This is a genomic window from Suilimivivens sp., from assembly GCF_037359455.1.
In the GTDB taxonomy this organism is placed as follows: domain Bacteria; phylum Bacillota; class Clostridia; order Lachnospirales; family Lachnospiraceae; genus Suilimivivens; species Suilimivivens aceti.
The window spans coordinates 387,331-406,845 of the sequence record NZ_JAXXXI010000035.1; the positions used below are offsets into that span (position 1 = coordinate 387,331).

Consider the following 19,515-nt stretch of genomic DNA (forward strand, 5'->3'; position numbering starts at 1 on the left):
TCTGAAATATTATTTATTATCCCTTAATTCCACCCTGATAAGTGATTCCCTCTACAAGATAATCTTCACCATACAGAAATACCAGGATTGGCGGTACCATATAAATCGTTGCAACAGCAAAGGCCAGTCCTACTTCTCCCTCATTGATCTTCGACAGGAATACGGACAGCGGGTGCATTTCTGTATCCGACAGAAGGATCAGCGGCTGCTCTACCATATTCCAATAATCAATAAAGATCAGGATTGCTACCGAGCACAGCGATCCTTTACAGAGAGGCATACATATGCTTTTAAAAATCTGCCATTCTCCTGCTCCGTCGATCTGCGCTGCCTCCATCACCGATTCCGGGATCCTTCTCATATACTTGGTCAGAAGGAATACCGCAAAGGGAGAAAAAATACCCGGCAGCCAGATAGCCCACCTGGTATCCAGTATATTCAGCCATTCACTGACCAGATAGTTTGGTACCAGCGTTACCTGATACGGCATCAGCATCAGGATAATATAAACAAAAAAAATGATTTCCTTCAGCCTGCCTCTGTATCTGGCAAATCCATAGGAGGCTCCTGCTGCTACCAGCAGCTGGAAGATCACGATCGGTACTACAAGAATCACTGAATTCCAAAACTTGAACAGATATTCCGGACTCTTGAACAGCACTGTGATATACTGGCTGAAGGATACCATATCCGGAATAAATTTCAGGTTTACCTTGCTGGCTATATAGGTTTTACCTCCTGTATCCGATGTGGCAAAGACCTGTCCATAATTGGCTGATATCTCAGAAGCAGACATAAAGGAATTGGTCACTGTCAATACGATCGGCATCAGGAAAAGAACAGCGAAGCAGGCAGCAAACATGGTGATCAGCGCTGTCTTGACGATCAGTCTCCTCCGCTTTTTTCTGTTGTTCCTTCTGGCTCTTCTTTCTGCCGGATTCCATACTCTGGATGAGTGTCTGTTACTATTCATCAGCCCTCCACATCCTTTCCAAAATAATTTTCCGTCAGAAACAATACTCCTATGATAATAACCATGACAATTGACATCAATATTGCTGCAGCCGACAGCTTCTGATAATCAAGCTGGCTGAACGCATTGTTCATAAAATGCTGCATCATATAAATCGTGTCATAAGGATAGTTTCCTGTCAGCAGATAGATTTCCCTGAAAACCTTGAAGGAATTTATCAGGGACATAATCGTTACAAATAAAATCGTGGAAGACAGATACCGTATCTTGATATACCAGAATATCTGCCTTTGCGTGGCACTCTCCAGCACTGCTACCTCCAGGATATCCTTAGGGATACTGGAAAGAGCTGCCATAAACAGGATCATATTATAGCCAAGATTTTTCCAAAGAAACAGGATGACGATAACCACCTGCGCATGGGAAGATTTCAGCCAGTCTATCTTGTCTGCTCCAAACAGCCCAATAAAGTCGTTGGCAATGCCGTTATAATGAAACAGCACCTGCCAGATCAGGATAACCGATGCCACAGGCACCATCATGGGACTTAAGAAAAAAGTCCTGAACTGGCTCCTGAAAGGAATCTTAAAGTCCAGCATCATGGCAAGGAGCAGGGAAAGGATTACAGCAAGCGGCACTGCTACCAGAGAAAATTTCATGGTATTGGCTGCTGCCTGCTGAAATGCCTTGTTGGTTGCCACTTTTACGAAATTATCCAGAAATACAAACTCATGATTAATAGGATTGTCCACCATGGAATAATAAATGACAACAAAAAAGGGTAATACAAAAAACAGCAATACACCGGTCAGGCTGGGGGAAAGATACCCCCAGCTGATCAGTGTGCCATGCCTTGCCCTCTGTGTCAGCTTATTATGCTTCTTTTTTGACTTATTTTCTGCCTTCTGCCCGTGCAGCATTTAGCTATGCTCCTTCATATAGATCTGAACCCGGTTCTGGATAATATCAGCTGTTTCCTTCGCTGACTTCTGTCCCTTGAAGAAGGCACCGGTTTCTTCTGTAATAATGTTGATCAGTTCCTCATTTACAGATGTGGATGCTTTCTCTGCCGACTCAATAATAGTCCTGACTGCATCAATCTCTTCCTGGGTTGCTGCATAAATATCTATTTCATAGTCATCATACCCCCAGCTCGTCTTCATCTGTTCTACCTGGTTGCCATTGGCATCGGTCGTATATTCCTTTTCCATGTCCTTTGCAAACTGCTTTTCCAGTGCAGACCGCTTTACCGGGAATCCATAAGACATACTGTTCTCAGCTACCAGTCCCTCCTGATATTCATCAGAAAGCAGTGTGCTCACAAATGCCCATGCACCATCTTTATGCTTTGAGGATGCGTTGATGGCCACACTGCCACTGGTACTGGTGATCATATTTCCCTTTCTGTCCACATCAGGATATCCGATAAAGTTTACCTTTTCTCCAAACAAACCATTATACATCTGATATTCCTGCACAGAATCAAAGGAGGTCTGCATCAGAAGCACCTTATCTCCACGGATCTTTGCACTGATGCCATCACCCTCAGTAGAATAATTGATGTCCTCATCATCCGGGAATTTTGCTGCAAACTCCAGTACTCTGGCAAAATCTTCCCCATCAAAAGAGCTTTCTCCAGTCTCCCAGTTCATGAATTCATTCATATTATTATATATGCAGTAATAGAACACCATTGACCTGCTTCCATAATCAAAGATATTCTCCACATTATTCTGCTCTACAAAATCCAGCATTTCGCTTAAGGTCCATCCCGGACTGCTGAGCTTACTTGCTTTTACCATGGTCGTGCTGATCACAAACTGTGGAATGACCGCATAAAGTTTTCCATCTATTTCGTAAGCCTTAAATACGTTTTCAAGATAATCAGAACGATTTATCCCGGCTTTGTCCATATATGGATAAAGATCCTCAAATACACCCATGCTGGCATACTGGTTATAATCAATGTTGGTAATATCTATGATATCCGGACCTGTTCCGCTTACAATATCATTATTGAACTGAGTCACGCCTGTCGTATAATCATCTGTATTATAGGATTTCACTGTAATGTGATATTTATTACTGCTCTTATTAAAATCAATGATATTTTTTCGAAGATCCTGATTGATATACAGTGCGCCAACAGTGATCTCCTCCTTCTGCTGTACCTCAGAAGCAGGGGTCTTCGTGAGAAGTACCAGTGAATAGCTGGCATCATAAGAAGAATCACCGGAATAAGCCCGTGTCAACACATAATATCTGCCATCTGACAGTTTCCCGATATCCTGTACATCATCTGAATTGATATCCGCGTCAAGCCAGTCAAACAGTGCTTCCGATTTATCTTCTGCAGGATCATAGGAATATACCGTAGTTCCATCACTTACCAGCACCTGTGTACCATCATTTTCATAAAAATTAAGTCCGTAATTTTTATTCAGAGAATCACTCTTTATGGGACTTCCAATTGTCTTTATCGTGCTGTCAACCGGATAGATTTCAAAGCCTTCGCCACCCCACATGCAGACATATATCTTTCCGCCTGCTGTAAATGCACTGTTGACCCAGTTACCTGAAAGATCGATACTGGTTTTCTTCTCTCCCTGTGTACTGATCACTTCGATCGACTGGTCTGTTATCAGATAGATCAGACCTTCTCCATCTGTCAGCATATACTGAATATAACTGTTTTCATCCAGCACATCAAAATTTTCTGTGCTGATCACAGATCCATCCTCTGTGGAAAGTACATAAAGATCTGTATGATAAGTATACTCTGCTTCAGATCCTTCAGTAAATCCGGGATCTATAGGTTCATCTGGCAGAACCGCTTCCTCAGTATCTACCAAACCAACTGCTTCATCACCGTCAGCTGTAGTCTGCGAGCCTTCATACCAGTCCACAACAGCTATCAGATTTCCTTCTTCATTCAGGAAGCTCTGCCGCACAGATGCATTTTCCGGCAGATCCAGGTATCTTTCCTGCAGCTCTTCTGTTGAAAAATCATACTGGAACAAAGCATTGCTGCTCGTTTCAACAGCCTGATCCCACTTATTTCCTACCATCAGGAGTTTATCTCCATTCTGGAGGATCGCCGAAAAATATTCGGCATCAGCTTTAAAGTCCTTATACGTCGGTACATAGTAAAATTCCTTCTGTGCAGAATCTGTCTGTGTCTTATTCTTACCACAGCCCGCAAGAGAAGCCACCATCAGGCCTGCACACAGAAATGCCAGAATTCTCTTTCCTTCTTTTGTCATAAATTTTTTCATAAAAATACCTCATATACATGCTTCATTTTATCTGTTAAAACTATAGCATAGTATATGAGGCTAAACAATCTTTTCTGTCTTAATTTTTCCTTAGTTTTTAAAACTATGGATCGGTGCCGGAATCCTTCCTCCACGGTTTACAAAGGCTTCACAGGAATAGGGATTTATCGCCATAACAGGGGCATGACCGAGAAGTCCTCCAAACTCCACTCTGTCTCCTACCTTCTTGCCGATGGCAGGGATCACACGGACTGCCGTTGTTTTCTGATTGACCATACCGATCGCCATTTCATCTGCGATCATACCGGATAGTGTTGCTGCAGAAGTATCTCCCGGCACAACCACCATATCAAGACCAACAGAACATACACATGTCATGGCCTCCAGCTTTTCCAGGGTAAGTGCCCCGGCTTCAACCGCATTGATCATTCCCTGATCTTCACTGACCGGGATAAATGCTCCGCTCAAGCCCCCTACATAGGAAGATGCCATCACGCCACCCTTCTTTACCTGGTCATTCAGAAGTGCAAGTGCTGCTGTGGTTCCCGGTGCGCCTGCATATTCAAGACCGATCTCACAAAGAATATCTGCCACACTGTCACCGATTGCCGGTGTAGGCGCCAGTGAAAGATCCACGATACCAAAGGGAACTCCAAGTCTTCTGGACGCTTCCTGCGCAACCAGCTGTCCCACTCTCGTTACCTTAAATGCTGTCTTCTTGATCGTCTCACAAAGAACCTCAAAGTTTTCTCCACGCACCTTGCTTAAAGCTGTCTTTACAACGCCCGGACCGCTGACACCGACATTGATGATCTTGTCAGCTTCTGTTACCCCGTGGAACGCTCCTGCCATAAAAGGATTATCATCAGGTGCATTGCAGAACACTACCAGCTTGGCACATCCGAGAGAATCATTGTCCTTTGTATACTCGGCTGTTTCCTTTACGATCTCCCCCATCAGCTTTACAGCATCCATATTGATGCCTGTCCTTGTGGATCCAAGATTGATAGAGCTGCATACTCTTTCTGTCACAGAAAGTGCCTTCGGGATCGAACGGATCAGCAGCTCATCTGCCGTTGTCATTCCCTTACATACAAGTGCAGAATAACCACCGATAAAGTTTACACCAACCTCATGGGCTACCTTGTCAAGAGTCTTTGCAATCGCAACAAAATCTTCTTCTGACTTGCAGGCTGCTCCTCCGATCAGTGCAATAGGAGTTACCGAAATTCTCTTATTTACAATAGGAATACCAAAATCTCTTGCGATCTTCTCACCGGTTTCCACCAGATCCTTAGATGCCTCATAGATTTTCTGATAAATCTTTTCATTCAGTCTTTTCAGATCAGAATCAATACAGTCAAGAAGACTGATGCCAAGAGTGATGGTTCGGACATCCAGATTTTCCTTGGAAATCATTTCATTGGTCTCAACGACCTCACGTAAATTAATCATGATCTTTTATCTCCTAGATTCTATGCATTTTATCAAAAATTTCTTCCTTCTGTGCCTTGATCTCAACACCTATCTCTTCTCCTAATCTGTGCAGATCCTCAGCAATGGTTCCGAAATGCTTCTCTGATGCACTGGTATCTACGATCATCATCATATTGAAATATCCCTGTACGATCGTCTGGGAAATATCTTCAATATTGATCTGATTTTCTGCCAGATAAGTGCATACCCTGGCAATGATTCCTACAGTGTCTTTTCCAACTACGGTGATAATTGTGTTTTTCATAATTTTCCTCCAGTGCTTTTTTGTCAGTATAGTGTAAAATACTTTACTATGCAATATGTATTACCGGTGTGACTTCATTTCTTCTTGCAACCTGCATGGGCAGATCCCTGACAGCAATACCCTCATCTGCCATGGTCATCTCCACCCTTACTGCTTCATAGGCAAGCTCCGGCATATTATTTTCCTTGCTCAGATGTCCAAGAAGTACCGCCTGCAGATCATCATGGATCAGTCTTGTCAAAAGCTGTCCTGCCCGCTCATTGGAAAGGTGCCCTTTATCTCCCAGTATCCTCTGTTTCAGATAATAAGGATACGGTCCAACCTGAAGCATATTGATATCATGGTTTGCCTCCAGCAAAAGAGCATCCATCCCCTTCAGGGATTCTACTGTATAATCATTGTAATTGCCAAGGTCTGTTACGATCGCAGCCTTTTTCCTTCCATGAGCAAACCGGTAAGCCACAGGATCTGCCGCATCATGGGAAATCCGCATGGGATTGCAGCATATATCCTTGATCATCAATTTTTCATCCGGGAAAACTGTATGAAACAGATCTTCCGGGATCTTTCCAACACTTGATGTTTTCTGAATGGCTTCTATCGTCCCTCTTGTGGCATAAATCGGAACCTCATATTTTCTTGAAAGAACACCAAGTCCGGCAATATGGTCTGTATGCTCGTGGGTGATAAAAATTCCATCAATATCCCTCATAGAGAGCTCCAGCTCCTTAAGTCCCGCTTCCGTCCTTTTTCCACTGATCCCGACATCCACCAGAATATGTGTGGAATCAGAGCCTATATAAATACAATTACCGCTGCTTCCGCTGGCAATGCTGCAAAGTCTCATATTTTAATTCTCCTGCCAGTATATTTCGATTGCATCGCCATCATGGATAGGCTCCATATACTGGGCCGGTCTTCCATTCAGCTTTGTTATGATCGACTTTCCTTTCTGTATGGACCTGTCAAAATCGATCTGATCAAATACATCTACATAAATATAACTGTCCTTTCCCGAAAGCTTCACAGGCTGTCTGTTTACAAGCACTACAATAGTCGCTGTTTTATTCTCATTATCTGCAGTGTCTTCCCTGATATCACTCTCGCTCTTTAAATTTGCTTCTGTAATCTCTACTGTAAAATTCTCATATACCTTTGTATCTCCATCTGCCAGTTCATGATTAACATAAATATTACTCATGCCATCCGCAGCAAGATCCATATACTGCAGCAGTTTCTGCAACGGATAATAATTCAGGATTTCTACCATATCCCCTTCTGCTACAGAATAATCCGGTGTTGTAAAAGCTTCATTTACTAAGATCAGTCTTGGTAATTCTACTTTGCTTCCATTAACCTGTAAAAACAGTTTCTCTTCTTTATCCGCAAGTTCTGAAAGCTGCACCTCTGCCCGTTTTCCTGCCGTAGAATGCTCCACACGGATAATATCATTTTCATGGATCGGTGTGGCAATATCTGCCGGTTGTCCATTAACGGTGATAACAGCGGCTTCTCCCACTTCTCCTCTGACTATGCGCTGTTTCCCATTGACAGTAAATTGAAGTGCCTTTCCCCTTCCCGGAAACAGACCATCATTTGGAAATCCTGCCTGCATGGCCGCATCTGCCACTGTCAGCCTGTTGTTATCATAAATCTTCACCTTGCGGTCATTAAAGCTTACAAAAATAAAGTTATTGTTCTGCTCATAAAAATTCAGGCAGATTCCGATCGGCGTTACAAGCAGACTGTCCTTGGCAGTATCCTCTTCAAAGACGATCTGCTGCATCACTTCTTCACCTCTGAGTGCCACACGTTCCGGAACAATATCCAGATCTCTTGCAACAGCTTCTGTATAACCCGGAAGCTTTCCGCCTCCTCCAACTACAAATACTGCACTTACGCTTTTTCCACCATTCAGCTCTTTGATCTTATCTGCCACCTGCCTGGCCATATCTTCCACAACCGGTGCTGTCACTGAAAGTACTTCTTTGCTTTTAATCTTCTGTGGCAGGAACATAATATCTTCATATGTGATCTCTTCGGCTTCCCCTGCCTGCCTTTTAATCTTTTCTGCTGTCGCAAAATCCACAAGACAATGCCTTGCGATCACTTCGGTCAGGGCATCTCCCGCAATAGGGATCATGCCATAGGCAATGATACAGCCATCGTTGGTAATGGAAATATCACTGGTTCCTGCTCCCACATCGATCAGTGCTATATTCAGCATGCGGAAACGTTCCGGGATTGCTACCTGGATCGCTGCTATAGGCTCCAGCGTCATATTAGCCACCTCTAAGCCTGCAAGCTCCACTGCCCGGTAAAGACCATCTACAACATCCTCCGGCAGGAAGGTTGCGATCAGGTCAACTCCTATCGTCCTTGCCTTATGCCCCTCCAGGTTTCCCATTGGATAACCATTTAAATAAAACCGCACTACAGAATATCCTACACAGTAGAACTTCATATCTTCCTCTGTCTGCTGTTTCAGGAATTCTTCATAGGCTTTTTCCACCGCTGAGGAAGTCAGGGCATAAATATCTTCACTTACGATTTCCTTATCCGAGCCGAAGGGATACTCCACATGACTGTTCACCGTCCGTAGCACACGGCCTGCCGCTGCGATGCAGACATCTGTCAGCTTCCGTCCTATCGCCTCTTCCAGCTCTTCCTTTACCTGTCTGATCGTTTCACTTACCTTGCCTATGTCATGGATCTGTCCATCCAGCATGGCTCTTGTCTCATGTTCCCTGACTCTCTGCGCCACGACAACGAAACGATTGTCTTCCTTGTATCCTACAGTTCCTACTATGCTTCTTGTCCCAATATCCAGTCCAAAAACAAGCTGTCCCATATAACTGTTCTTTTCTGTCACAGATATTCCCCCAATTTCTCATCAATCTGACGTCTGCTCTCTGTAAGGCTGTCACTGTTATCGATCACCACGCTGCAGTACCTCCGAAAATCAGTTTCCTTCAACTGGCTGTTCATGATCGAATCTATTTTTTCATCAGAATATCCTCTGGATTCCTTCAGACGCTTTCTTCTGACCTCTTCTCTTGCATAAATATACCACATTTCATCCACATAGTCCAAATATCCTTCTTCGATCAGAAGCGCAGCTTCTATAAAGAAGAAATCATGTATCTTACTTTTTCTTTCCTCCTGGATTGCAGAAAGGATCAGTTTCTTTACCGCCGGATGGATGATCCCGTTGACCTTAGTAAGAAGTTCCCTGCTTGAAAAAATCTTCTCTGCCATTTTTACTTTGTTGATATTTCCAGTTTCATCCAGGATCTCATCTGACAGAAGTGCTACCAGCTTTTCATAGCAGGGCTGTCCTTTTTCCTTTACCTTGTGGGCAGCCTCATCTGCCAGGAGGATACGGCAGTTATAACGCTCTCTGATGTAAGAAAGGATCTCACTTTTCCCGGCACCTACGCCCCCCGTAATTCCAATTACTTTCATTTATTTCGCCTCATACCAGTCATAGCCTGTATGAAGATCGATCTCCAGCTCTACAGCAAGCTTTGCTGCGCCTTTCATCTCTTCTTCCAGGATCTCCCTGACCTTGTCCTTTTCTTCTTCCTTTGTTTCTATCAGAAGTTCATCATGAACCTGCAGTATCAGCTTTGACGAAAGCTTTTCATCCTTCAGTCTCTGATACACCCGGATCATGGCAATCTTTATGATATCGGCTGCTGTCCCCTGGATTGGGGAATTCATGGCAACTCTTTCTCCAAAAGAACGCTGCATAAAGTTGCTGGAGGAAAGCTCCGGCACCGGACGTCTCCTTCCATACATGGTTGTCACATATCCGTTTTCCTTTGCATGAGCCACCGCTCCGTCAAGAAACGCCTTGATTCCCGGATAGGTTGCAAAATACTGTTCAATGTATTCCGTTGCTTCCTTTCTGGAAATACTCAGATCCTGACTTAAGCCAAAAGAGCTGATCCCATACACGATACCAAAATTGACTGCCTTTGCATTTCTTCTCTGCAGATCTGTCACTTCCTCAAACGGAGTATGGAACACCTTTGACGCTGTGATCCTGTGAATATCTGCATCTGTTCTATAAGCTTCTATCAGCTGCCTATCTCCGGACATATGTGCCAGTACGCGCAGCTCGATCTGGGAATAATCCGCATCTGTAAAAAGATATCCATCCCTTGGAATAAATACCTTACGTATCTGTCTTCCGAGCTCCATTCTCATTGGTATGTTCTGCAGATTTGGTTCTGTAGAACTGATCCTTCCGGTAGCGGTGATCGTCTGATTAAAGGTAGAATGGATCCTGTCTTCTTCTCCGATATAGACCGCCAGTCCATCCGCATAGGTACTCTTCAGCTTTGTAAGTCCTCTGTACTCCAGAATATCAGCTACTACCGGAGCTTCGCCTGAAAGCTTTTCAAGAACATCTGCTGCTGTGGAATAACCCGTCTTCGTCTTTTTTCCGCCCGGCAGCTTCATCCTTTCAAACAGGATTTCTCCAAGCTGCTTTGGTGAATTGATATTGAATTCGCATCCTGCCTTCCGATAGATTTCCTGTTCCAGCTCCTTTATCCTGCCTGCCAGTGTATCTCCGTACACTTTCAGCTTTTCAGGATTGACACGGATGCCTTCCTTCTCCATATCATAAAGAACACAGGTCAGCGGCATCTCAATCTCTTTCATCAGCCTGTCCATTCCTGTCTCTTCCAGCTTTTTTTTCAGAACTGGCGCAGCTTTAACGCAGGCATAGACAAGAAAGCTGATATATGAAATCACTTCCTCTTCCATCTCCGCGTAAGCTGCTGAAAGGCTTTTCTTTCCAAACATCTCTGTCTTTTCCTGCAGCATCAGTCCAAGATGTTCATTAGCTACGTCCTGGATCGTATAATCATTTTTTAACGGATTTAACAGATATGCTGCCAGGATGATATCAAAATAGTGATCTGTATTATCTGTCTGCAGGAAATCATAATATTCCTTAATGTTGGCACATACTATTTTTCCTGTCTCTGACAGCTTTCTGAGCTTATCTGCAAGGTAATCCTCTGTCAGAAATCCTTCTCTCCTGCAGAAGAATGTCTCTCCATCCGGAAAAGACAGGCAGACTGCAAGCAGGCTCCTTTTTTCATCAAGAAGAAGATACAAACCGGTTGCTTCTTCCTTTCCGGCTTTTTCAAACAGGTTTTCTGCCTCTGCCAGATCAGTTACTGTATGGAATTTTTCTGTGATCTCATCATGGGAAACCTTTTTTTCAAACCTGGAAAGCAGGTTTTTAAACTCCAGTTTCTTTAAAATTTTATAGGCATCCTCTGTATAAAAATTATGAATTCTTGCCTTGTCCTTATCAAGCTCTACATCACTATCCGTCCGGATCGTTGCAAGATCCTTGCTTAAATCTGCCAGTTTTCTGTTGTTGATCAGTGATTCCTTAACTGCTTTTTTCGTAATCTCGTCGATATGGTCATACAGATTTTCTACCGAATGATACGTTCTGATCAGCTCTGTAGCCGTCTTTTCACCAACCTTAGGCACACCTGGGATATTATCTGCAGTATCTCCCATTAATGCTTTCAGGTCTATAAATTCTGTAGGTGTTACCTGATAACGTGCCACTACATCAGACGTATAATAATCTTCAATCTCCGTCTTTCCGCCTTTGGTCTTCGGTATCCTGACCTTGATCCCGTCTGTTGCAATCTGCAAAAGATCCCTGTCACCGGATACCAGCGACACAGCCATACCCTGTTTTTCTGATTTTTTTGCCAGTGTTCCCAGGATATCATCAGCCTCAAGTCCCGTCTTCTCTACAGTCGCGATTCCCATGGCAGAAAGGACTTCCTTCATTACCGGCACCTGTTCCCTCAGTTCCTCCGGCATGGGTTTTCTGGTTCCCTTATATTCCTTATAGATCTCGTGCCTGAAAGTAGGCGCATGAACATCAAATGCCACTGTCAGATAATCCGGCTTCTCTTCCTCCAGTATCTTAAACAGGATGTTCAGAAAGCCATAGATTGCATTAGTATGCAGTCCACTGCTGTTTGTCAGATCCGGAACGCCATAAAAGGCTCTGTTCAATATGCTGTGTCCATCAATTAAAACAAGTTTTTCCATCAATTCCTCAGCCCTTTTCTAATACAATACGATAAATAACAATAATAATGCTATGAGCTCTACTGCGACAAATCCCTGAAGCACAAAAAGCAGCCATTTCATATTTTCACGGAGCTTTAACGTATGCTCCGCATTCTCCAGTCTTTCAAGCAGTTCATTCTGCAGATCAAAAACACTTCCTGATTCCAGTCTTGCCATGCCTTCTGTTACCAGGAACTGGATAGAAAGCTCTTCCATGCAGTCATTACACCTCTCCACATGTTCCATGAACTCCCGCAGATCGTCCGTATCCAGATCATCCTCCAGAAAAGAAGGGATCATTTTTTCTATTTCTTTGCAGATCATAACCTTTTACCTTCCTTTCCTCTCAGATCTGATAAAAAAAGGACTTCTGATGGTCAGTCAGAAATCCTGATTCGTGCCGGCAGTGGGACTTGAACCCACACGTGGTTGCCCACAACAGATTTTGAGTCTGCCTCGTCTGCCATTCCGACATGCCGGCAATTAAATAAATACCTGTATTCACAGCCGAATATTATATTAACATATCCGGCTGCTATTTACAAGGTTAAAATTATTGCCTGATTCCCTGCTCTGTCACATCGAAATCGATTTTTTCATATACAGGAAGGACATCCAGCGTTGCAAAATAATCCCTGGGTGTTTCTGCCCTGCGGATCATGGTCACATCACCATTTTCCCTTAAAAGAAGCTCCGCGCATTTCAGCTTGCCATTGTAATTATATCCCATGGCATAACCATGTGCACCTGCGTCATGTAATACCAGATAATCTCCCATATCAATCTTCGGAAGCATTCTGTCTATTGCAAACTTATCATTGTTTTCACAAAGAGAGCCTGTTACATCATACATATGATCGCAGGGCTCATCTTCCTTGCCAAGAACCGTGATATGATGATAGGCACCATACATGGCGGGACGCATCAGGTTAACTGCACAGGCATCTACACCAATATATTCCTTATGGGTATGCTTCTCATGGATTGCCTTCGTCACAACCTGTCCATAAGGTCCCATCATAAAACGCCCCATCTCAGTATAAATTGCCACATCTCCCATACCAGCCGGAGTAAGGATCTCTTCATAGACTTTTCTGACACCTTCCCCAATCACCCGGATATCATTAGGCATCTGCTCCGGTCTGTAGGGAATCCCTACACCTCCGGAAAGATTGATAAACTGGATGTCTGCTCCGGTTTCCTTTTCCAGCTTTACAGCAAGCTCAAAAAGTTCGCCTGCAAGCTGTGGGTAATATTCATTGGTCACTGTGTTGCTTGCAAGAAATGCATGGATGCCAAAGTGCTTTACTCCCTTTTCCTTCAGGATACGGAAGCCTTCAAACATCTGCTCTGTGGTAAATCCATACTTTGCATCTCCCGGGTTATCCATGATACCGTTGCTCATCTTAAATACCCCACCCGGATTGTACCGGCAGCTCATGGTTTCCGGCAGCTTTCCAAGAATTTCTTCTACAAACTCAATATGCGTGATATCATCCAGATTGATAATAGCTCCAATTTTATCTGCATAAGCATATTCTTCCGCCGGAGTATCATTTGATGAAAACATGATATCGCTTCCTGGCAGTCCCATTGCTTTACTGAGCATCAGCTCCGTCAGGGAGGAACAGTCACAGCCACAGCCATACTCCCTCAGGATCTGGATCAATGCCGGATTTGGTGTTGCCTTTACTGCAAAATACTCTTTGAAACCTTTATTCCATGAAAAAGCCTCCTGAACGGCTCTGGCATTCTCACGGATTCCCTTTTCATCATAGAGATAAAACGGTGTGGGATATTTCTTTGAAATCTCCTCTGCCTGTTGTTTTGTAATAAATGGTGCTTTTTTCATGTTACTTTAGTCTTCTCCTTCCGTAAGCTGTCCCGTGTCAGATATTTTCTATTTGCCAGTCAATCGGTTCAATTCCGTTCTTTTCAAGAAATGCATTAGCCTGGCTGAAATGCCTGCATCCAAAAAAACCTCTGTATGCAGATAATGGACTTGGATGAGGTGCCTTTAAAATCAGATGCTTGCTGTTTGTCAGCATTGGTATCTTACTCTGTGCCGGTCTTCCCCAAAGCAGATATACAATTGGTCTGTCCTGTGCATTGACGGCCTCAATCACAGCGTCAGTAAACTGTTCCCAGCCCTTTCCCTGATGGGAATTTGCCTGATGCGCCCGCACAGTCAGTACCGTGTTCAAAAGCAGTACTCCCTGATCCGCCCACTTTTTAAGATACCCATTATTGGGAATGTAACATCCAAGATCATCGTGCAGCTCCTGATAAATGTTGACAAGTGACGGTGGAATATCCTTCTGTGTCGGAAGCACAGAAAAGGACAGTCCATGTGCCTGATTTTCATTATGATAAGGATCCTGTCCAAGGATCATGACCTTCACTTTACTTAATGGTGTAAAATGAAATGCATTAAAGATATCCTCTGCCGGAGGATAAATAATCCTTGTATCATACTCATGCTTCACGAATGTATAAAGTTCCTTATAATACGGCTTGGTAAATTCCTGTTTAATACAGGGCAGCCAGTCATTATCTATCATTGCCATAATCGAACAGATACTCCCTTGTCATGCAGATATTTTTTGACTTCTCCAATTTCCAGTTCCTTGTAATGGAACAGAGAAGCTGCCAGTGCCGCCTCCGCCCTTCCTTCTGTCAGAGCCTCATAAAAATGCTCCATCGTTCCCGCACCGCCAGAAGCAATGACTGGAATCGATACACTTTCCGCTACCATTCTCGTCAGTTCAATATCATAGCCAGCCTTGGTACCATCACAGTCCATGCTGGTAAGAAGAATCTCTCCTGCGCCAAGCTTTTCTGCCTGTATGGCCCATTCAACAGCATCGATCCCCATATCAATCCTGCCGCCATTTTTAAAAATATGCCAGCTTCCATCCGGACATCTCTTGGCATCAATCGCCACAACAACACACTGGCTTCCAAATTTTTCAGCTGCTTCACAGATCAGTGACGGATTCATGATTGCCGCCGAATTAACAGCTACCTTATCTGCCCCTTCCCGGAGGATCATCCTGAAATCATCCACACTCCGTATCCCTCCTCCTACTGTAAAGGGTATGAAAACAGTTTCAGCCACACGTCTCACCATTTCTGTTTTAATATTTCTGGCATCAGAGGATGCGGTAATATCAAGGAATACCAGCTCATCTGCGCCTGCCTTATCATAGATTCTGGCTACCTCTACCGGATCCCCGGCATCTCTTAAATTTACAAAATTAGTTCCTTTCACCACACGTCCGTTATTGACATCCAGACAGGGAATGATTCGTTTTGTATGCATTCTGTCAGCCCTCCCTCTGCAGTGAAAGAAAATTCTTCAGTATAGTAAGTCCAACAGAGGAACTCTTCTCCGGATGGAACTGGCATCCAAACAGATTCCCCTTTTCAATGGAAGCATGGATTCCGGTACTTCCATACTCTGCCTCTGCAGTCACGATCCCCTGATCCTTTGCTTTCAGATAATAGGAATGTACAAAATAAACATAAGAATTTTCTGGAATACCCGCAAACAATCTTCCCGGATTCGGATAAGTCAGGGAATTCCATCCTATATGCGGAATCTTGAGTCCCGGTTCATCCGGTATCTTCAGGATTTCTCCATCCAGAAGTGCAAGGCCATTGACACCATCACTTTCATCGCTTCTTTCAAACATCAGCTGCATTCCAAGACATATTCCAAGGAAGGGTATCCCTTCATCAACTACTTTTCTGATTACTTCAACGAGACCGTATCTGTGAAGCTTTTCCATGGCATCACCAAATGCGCCTACCCCCGGCAAAATCACCCTGTCTGCCTGCTCAATGATCTTTTCATCCCGGGTAACAACCGTATCTTCTCCGAGAAATAGCAATGCTTTTTCCACACTTTTGATATTCCCGGCATCATAGTCAATGATTGCTGTCATCTGCAAATCCTCCTGCTGTCATCTATGGTTTTTTAAAAAGAACTGTCCACATTTTCCATCAGATCCTCTTCCTCTTTAAGGAGGTCTGGCAGCTGCTCCGTCGCATTCCCTGTCTCTTCCGTTTCTTCTGTTTCTGACTCTGGAAGCTTTCCGTTATTGATCAGACTGTAAACTGCCTCACTGTAATCATCATCGCTTTCATAGGAATTTACTTCTCTTGCAACTGCTTCATCAACCTGGAACTGACTTTGAAGCGTGTCAATAATCTGTTGATAAAGTATAGCAAGTTCATTCTCTGCGCCATAGGCATTTCCAGCCGCCATGATATCATCATATACAGCAGCCCCGGATAAAAGTGCATCAAGCGCCTGTGCCCTGTTTCCTGTTCTCTCATTAATCTGATAAGAATTCAGTTTTCTCTGAAGCTTCTCTACCACAGCAGCTCTGTTATAAAGAACTGTGTCGCTCTCCCCAAGGCCTTTTCCATGCAGATTCTGATAAACAGTCACATAATCACCATCATAAAAAGCATTTCTGGCTTCTCTTCTGTCAATATAATCTGGCAGAAAAATTCCAAGCAGCAAAACTGCTGAAATCAATGTTGCATCAAAAGCAACCAGGGTAAGCAATGATTTTCTGTTCAGCACCCTGGGCTGCTTCGGCTCCTGTTCCTTCTTACGTTTCTTTTCTTCCTTTTTCTGCTGTTTTTCTCTTTTCTTTTCAGCTTTCTTATCTTCGGTTCCCTTACCCTCTGATTCTTCACCACCTTCTGCTTCTGTGGCTTTGTTTTTTTCCTTGCTTTTTCCTTTCTTCTCTTTCTTTTTCTTTTCTTTTTTTTCCTTCTCTGGCTTTTCCTCTGTTTCTTCCTCTATATCTATATCAGGTTCTTCTCTGAACAGTGTTTCCAGCAAATTCCCAAAGAACCCTTTTTTCTTTTTCTCATTTTTCTCTGGAATTTCATCAGCCCAGTCAGGTTCTTCAAAAGGCTCGCCATTTTCCTGTCCTTCCTGATCGTCATTGTTGCCAGGCAGACTTGTCCAGTCAGTGCTGTTGTCATTGTCTTCATTAGTCAATCCATCGTTTGTTTCCGACGCTGACTGTATCTTTTCTTCCTCTGTTCCATCCCGCTGATCGGTATCCACCATTACAGCCGGTTCTGTCTGAGCACTGTCCTGTTCTCTGCTGTCTTTATCTTTTACCTTTTTTCCAAACAGAAAATGTCTTTTCTTTTTTTCTTTTTTCTTTTCCACAGGCTCTTCAGGCACACTTTCCAAACCTTCCTGTGCCTTATCCGCTTTAGCCAGCATTTCATCAAGCTCAGCCTTCCAGCTTTCATCAACAACAGGCTTCTTTTCATCATCCTTTTTATCTGCAGGCGGTATCTCATCCTCCGGTCTGATATCCGAAAATACCTCTTTTCTCATTGGCGCCGTCCTGTTCTCCATAGGATCAGTCTCATTCATCAGAGACATTATCTTATTATCATTATTCTCTTCCGTATCATCTGTTGACATTGTTTTAAGCAGATTATCTAAATATTCTTCATCTGTTGACATATCTGTTCTCCCCGTCAAAATTCTCGTTTAAGTGTAACATATTACGCTTCAATAGACAATTCTTTTACAAACTCTACAGGATTATATTCAATTCCTGTACTTCTGTCTTTAATCTCTTCTGTTGTCTGGAACAGCCTGCTATGAACCCTGATCAGGAGAGATTTATTGTTAAAATAAGTGATCTTCTCAAAAGGCCACCTGATCACTGTGGGAAACTTCATGCCAGTTCCCAGTTCCAGTAGACAGACCTTATGATTCACGGTTCCCTGCAGCCATTTCGTATAAGCCTTCCACTGTTCAAGATAACCTTCCTCTGCATAATTCTCTGTTTCTATCGTGTTCCAGATCAGTTTTTTACCACATTGGCCACAAACAGGAAGAGCCCTTTCGATATTCTTCTTCTCTTCCCTTCCCTGAAACATGCCTTTTATCTTTTTCTGCAGATCTTCATCAGGCACAGTAATCGTATCTGTGCATTTATTGGCGCATTGCAGATGATAGTAACTGCCACATGGTTCAACTATTCTTTCATCCTTTAATCCAGCCTGTCTGATCATTCCATCTGTACATAACGTAACCACGAAATAATTCTTATTCCGAAGCAGTCTCTGCAGTCCCTGATAAGCTGCCATTCTCACTTCATATTCTTCCTTTTTAAACCGACCATCTGCTTCCTTTAAACCGAATTCTTCACCAATTCCCACAAGAACCAGTTCAGCCTCTTTTATATTTTCTCTGATTTTTTGTATTTCTTCTCTGCTATTATCTTTCATTCCTCTATCCCTGACATAACAAGAGCCGGATTAAATCCGGCTCCTTTGCTCCTGTATAAAAATTAACCAACTAATTCATCAATGACTTTAACAAGATTTCCAATCTCCGGCTTGGATAGCTGTGCATCAGCTCCAAGAGCATCGCCTTTTTTCTTCATATCATCATTTACAAGAGAAGAGAAAATGATAACTGGAATATCCTTTGTTTCATCATCACTCTTGATCAGCTTCGTAAGGCGATGGCCGTCCATCATCGGCATTTCAATATCTGTGATCACGCACTGAACATGATCCTTCAGTGTTCCCTTCTTCTTGCATTCGCAGATAACATCCCATGCTTCCTGTCCATCGCAGGTATGTATCAGATTATCATAGCCTGCCTTTTTCAGTGAATCAACGATCAGCTTATTCAGCAGGATAGAATCTTCTGCAATCAGGATCGGCACTCCGCTTCTCGGTCTACTACCAAGCTCACCGATCTCGCTTACCTTAAGTCCTGTTTCAGGATTAATATCTGCAACTATCTTTTCAAAATCAAGAATAATGATCAGTCTGTCATCAATCTTCACAACACCTGTTGAAATGCTTTCTTCTGCTGAAGAAACTGTAGCACCTGGCTTAATGATATTTTCCCAGGAAACTCTGTGAATTCCTCTCACCTGATCTACATGAAAGGCAATATCCAGCTTATTAAAGCTCGTAATAATAAAGAGTCCGCCTTCCTTTGATACACCTCTCTGAAGACAGTTTTTCAGATCAATTGCTGTGATCATCGTATCTCTCGGCATAAAGATACCTTCTATACTGGGATGCGCATTTGGTACCGGTGTAACTCTCTGATAAGGAATAATCTCTTTAATCTTTGCTACATTAATACCATATGGATTACCATCCAGTTCAAATTCCAATACTTCTAACTCATTCGTTCCATTTTCTAAAAGAATCTTTGTATCCATTTACATCCACCTCACCATTTTACGGTAATGCTTACCATATGTTTGATTATAACATAAATAGTTTTCTGAAACAACTACAATATAAAGAAAAAGAGTCAAGCAAACGCTTAACTCTTTTCGGTTTTCATACCTTCAAAACCGAACATCAAATCTCATATCTTTCCGCAATTCCTG

The 19,515-nt window shown here is 43.1% G+C and carries 17 protein-coding genes and 1 tRNA gene; all 18 read right to left on the bottom strand.

All coding sequences use genetic code 11. The features are described 5' to 3' along the window. Nucleotides 1–16 precede the first annotated feature (16 nt). The 18 genes from WJQ40_RS06965 to WJQ40_RS07050 all read right to left on the bottom strand — a co-directional run bounded on the left by WJQ40_RS06965 (nucleotide 17) and on the right by WJQ40_RS07050 (nucleotide 19,341). Complete coding sequence (locus tag WJQ40_RS06965; RefSeq protein ID WP_317246613.1) at nucleotides 17–973, bottom strand: carbohydrate ABC transporter permease; 957 nt, start codon at nucleotides 971–973, stop codon at nucleotides 17–19. After that, nucleotides 973–1,893, bottom strand: coding sequence for a sugar ABC transporter permease (locus WJQ40_RS06970; protein ID WP_262572799.1), 921 nt, complete (start codon nucleotides 1,891–1,893; stop codon nucleotides 973–975). The genes WJQ40_RS06965 and WJQ40_RS06970 overlap by 1 nt, the downstream gene beginning before the upstream one ends. Beyond that, complete coding sequence (locus WJQ40_RS06975) at nucleotides 1,894–4,248, bottom strand: extracellular solute-binding protein (RefSeq protein ID WP_337538860.1); 2,355 nt, start codon at nucleotides 4,246–4,248, stop codon at nucleotides 1,894–1,896. Between the two features lie 90 nt (nucleotides 4,249–4,338). Then, complete coding sequence (locus WJQ40_RS06980) at nucleotides 4,339–5,703, bottom strand: PFL family protein (RefSeq protein WP_337538862.1); 1,365 nt, start codon at nucleotides 5,701–5,703, stop codon at nucleotides 4,339–4,341. 13 nt (nucleotides 5,704–5,716) lie between these two features. Continuing rightward, nucleotides 5,717–5,989: an ACT domain-containing protein gene (locus tag WJQ40_RS06985; RefSeq protein WP_118797102.1), complete on the bottom strand. Its 273-nt coding sequence runs from the start codon at nucleotides 5,987–5,989 to the stop codon at nucleotides 5,717–5,719. A gap of 46 nt (nucleotides 5,990–6,035) precedes the next feature. Next, entirely contained in the window at nucleotides 6,036–6,836 is an 801-nt protein-coding gene (locus WJQ40_RS06990) for an MBL fold metallo-hydrolase (protein WP_118797103.1), read from the bottom strand. A gap of 3 nt (nucleotides 6,837–6,839) precedes the next feature. After that, the gene (locus WJQ40_RS06995) at nucleotides 6,840–8,840 is read right to left on the bottom strand and encodes a cell division protein FtsA (protein WP_337538885.1); all 2,001 of its coding nucleotides are present in this window, start codon (nucleotides 8,838–8,840) and stop codon (nucleotides 6,840–6,842) included. A 17-nt stretch (nucleotides 8,841–8,857) separates the two neighbouring features. Next, nucleotides 8,858–9,454: a dephospho-CoA kinase gene (gene coaE / locus WJQ40_RS07000; protein WP_337538865.1), complete on the bottom strand. Its 597-nt coding sequence runs from the start codon at nucleotides 9,452–9,454 to the stop codon at nucleotides 8,858–8,860. Continuing rightward, nucleotides 9,455–12,091 carry a DNA polymerase I gene (polA, locus tag WJQ40_RS07005; protein WP_337538867.1) on the bottom strand — a complete coding sequence of 879 codons (2,637 nt, stop codon included), beginning with the start codon at nucleotides 12,089–12,091 and terminating at the stop codon, nucleotides 9,455–9,457. Nucleotides 12,092–12,106: 15 nt separating this feature from the next. Next, nucleotides 12,107–12,433, bottom strand: coding sequence for a zf-HC2 domain-containing protein (locus WJQ40_RS07010; protein ID WP_118797106.1), 327 nt, complete (start codon nucleotides 12,431–12,433; stop codon nucleotides 12,107–12,109). A 74-nt stretch (nucleotides 12,434–12,507) separates the two neighbouring features. Further along, nucleotides 12,508–12,590, bottom strand: a tRNA-Leu gene (locus tag WJQ40_RS07015). 72 nt (nucleotides 12,591–12,662) lie between these two features. Then, entirely contained in the window at nucleotides 12,663–13,961 is a 1,299-nt protein-coding gene (locus WJQ40_RS07020) for a diaminopimelate decarboxylase (protein WP_262572787.1), read from the bottom strand. Nucleotides 13,962–13,998: 37 nt separating this feature from the next. Beyond that, on the bottom strand, nucleotides 13,999–14,676 hold the full coding sequence (locus tag WJQ40_RS07025; RefSeq protein ID WP_118797108.1) for a uracil-DNA glycosylase: 678 nt from the start codon (nucleotides 14,674–14,676) through the stop codon (nucleotides 13,999–14,001). Then, entirely contained in the window at nucleotides 14,667–15,431 is a 765-nt protein-coding gene (gene hisF, locus WJQ40_RS07030) for an imidazole glycerol phosphate synthase subunit HisF (protein ID WP_118797109.1), read from the bottom strand. The genes WJQ40_RS07025 and hisF overlap by 10 nt, the downstream gene beginning before the upstream one ends. Before the next feature lie 4 nt (nucleotides 15,432–15,435). Continuing rightward, entirely contained in the window at nucleotides 15,436–16,056 is a 621-nt protein-coding gene (gene hisH / locus WJQ40_RS07035; RefSeq protein WP_118797110.1) for an imidazole glycerol phosphate synthase subunit HisH, read from the bottom strand. Between the two features lie 32 nt (nucleotides 16,057–16,088). Further along, nucleotides 16,089–17,612, bottom strand: coding sequence for a hypothetical protein (locus WJQ40_RS07040; protein ID WP_337538871.1), 1,524 nt, complete (start codon nucleotides 17,610–17,612; stop codon nucleotides 16,089–16,091). A 41-nt stretch (nucleotides 17,613–17,653) separates the two neighbouring features. Continuing rightward, nucleotides 17,654–18,385 carry a hypothetical protein gene (locus WJQ40_RS07045; RefSeq protein ID WP_337538872.1) on the bottom strand — a complete coding sequence of 244 codons (732 nt, stop codon included), beginning with the start codon at nucleotides 18,383–18,385 and terminating at the stop codon, nucleotides 17,654–17,656. A gap of 62 nt (nucleotides 18,386–18,447) precedes the next feature. Next, the gene (locus WJQ40_RS07050) at nucleotides 18,448–19,341 is read right to left on the bottom strand and encodes a chemotaxis protein (protein WP_118797113.1); all 894 of its coding nucleotides are present in this window, start codon (nucleotides 19,339–19,341) and stop codon (nucleotides 18,448–18,450) included. Between the last annotated feature and the right edge of the window lie 174 nt (nucleotides 19,342–19,515).

Excerpts from the sequence above, each read along its gene's own strand:
- WJQ40_RS06965 (WP_317246613.1), bottom strand. The coding sequence starts at position 973 with ATGAATAGTAACAGACACTCATCCAGAGTATGGAATCCGGCAGAAAGA.
- WJQ40_RS06970 (WP_262572799.1), bottom strand. The coding sequence starts at position 1,893 with ATGCTGCACGGGCAGAAGGCAGAAAATAAGTCAAAAAAGAAGCATAAT.
- WJQ40_RS06975 (WP_337538860.1), bottom strand. The coding sequence starts at position 4,248 with ATGAAAAAATTTATGACAAAAGAAGGAAAGAGAATTCTGGCATTTCTG.
- WJQ40_RS06980 (WP_337538862.1), bottom strand. The coding sequence starts at position 5,703 with ATGATTAATTTACGTGAGGTCGTTGAGACCAATGAAATGATTTCCAAG.
- WJQ40_RS06985 (WP_118797102.1), bottom strand. The coding sequence starts at position 5,989 with ATGAAAAACACAATTATCACCGTAGTTGGAAAAGACACTGTAGGAATC.
- WJQ40_RS06990 (WP_118797103.1), bottom strand. The coding sequence starts at position 6,836 with ATGAGACTTTGCAGCATTGCCAGCGGAAGCAGCGGTAATTGTATTTAT.
- WJQ40_RS06995 (WP_337538885.1), bottom strand. The coding sequence starts at position 8,840 with ATGGGACAGCTTGTTTTTGGACTGGATATTGGGACAAGAAGCATAGTA.
- coaE (WP_337538865.1), bottom strand. The coding sequence starts at position 9,454 with ATGAAAGTAATTGGAATTACGGGGGGCGTAGGTGCCGGGAAAAGTGAG.
- WJQ40_RS07010 (WP_118797106.1), bottom strand. The coding sequence starts at position 12,433 with ATGATCTGCAAAGAAATAGAAAAAATGATCCCTTCTTTTCTGGAGGAT.
- WJQ40_RS07020 (WP_262572787.1), bottom strand. The coding sequence starts at position 13,961 with ATGAAAAAAGCACCATTTATTACAAAACAACAGGCAGAGGAGATTTCA.
- WJQ40_RS07025 (WP_118797108.1), bottom strand. The coding sequence starts at position 14,676 with ATGGCAATGATAGATAATGACTGGCTGCCCTGTATTAAACAGGAATTT.
- hisF (WP_118797109.1), bottom strand. The coding sequence starts at position 15,431 with ATGCATACAAAACGAATCATTCCCTGTCTGGATGTCAATAACGGACGT.
- hisH (WP_118797110.1), bottom strand. The coding sequence starts at position 16,056 with ATGACAGCAATCATTGACTATGATGCCGGGAATATCAAAAGTGTGGAA.
- WJQ40_RS07040 (WP_337538871.1), bottom strand. The coding sequence starts at position 17,612 with ATGTCAACAGATGAAGAATATTTAGATAATCTGCTTAAAACAATGTCA.
- WJQ40_RS07045 (WP_337538872.1), bottom strand. The coding sequence starts at position 18,385 with ATGAAAGATAATAGCAGAGAAGAAATACAAAAAATCAGAGAAAATATA.
- WJQ40_RS07050 (WP_118797113.1), bottom strand. The coding sequence starts at position 19,341 with ATGGATACAAAGATTCTTTTAGAAAATGGAACGAATGAGTTAGAAGTA.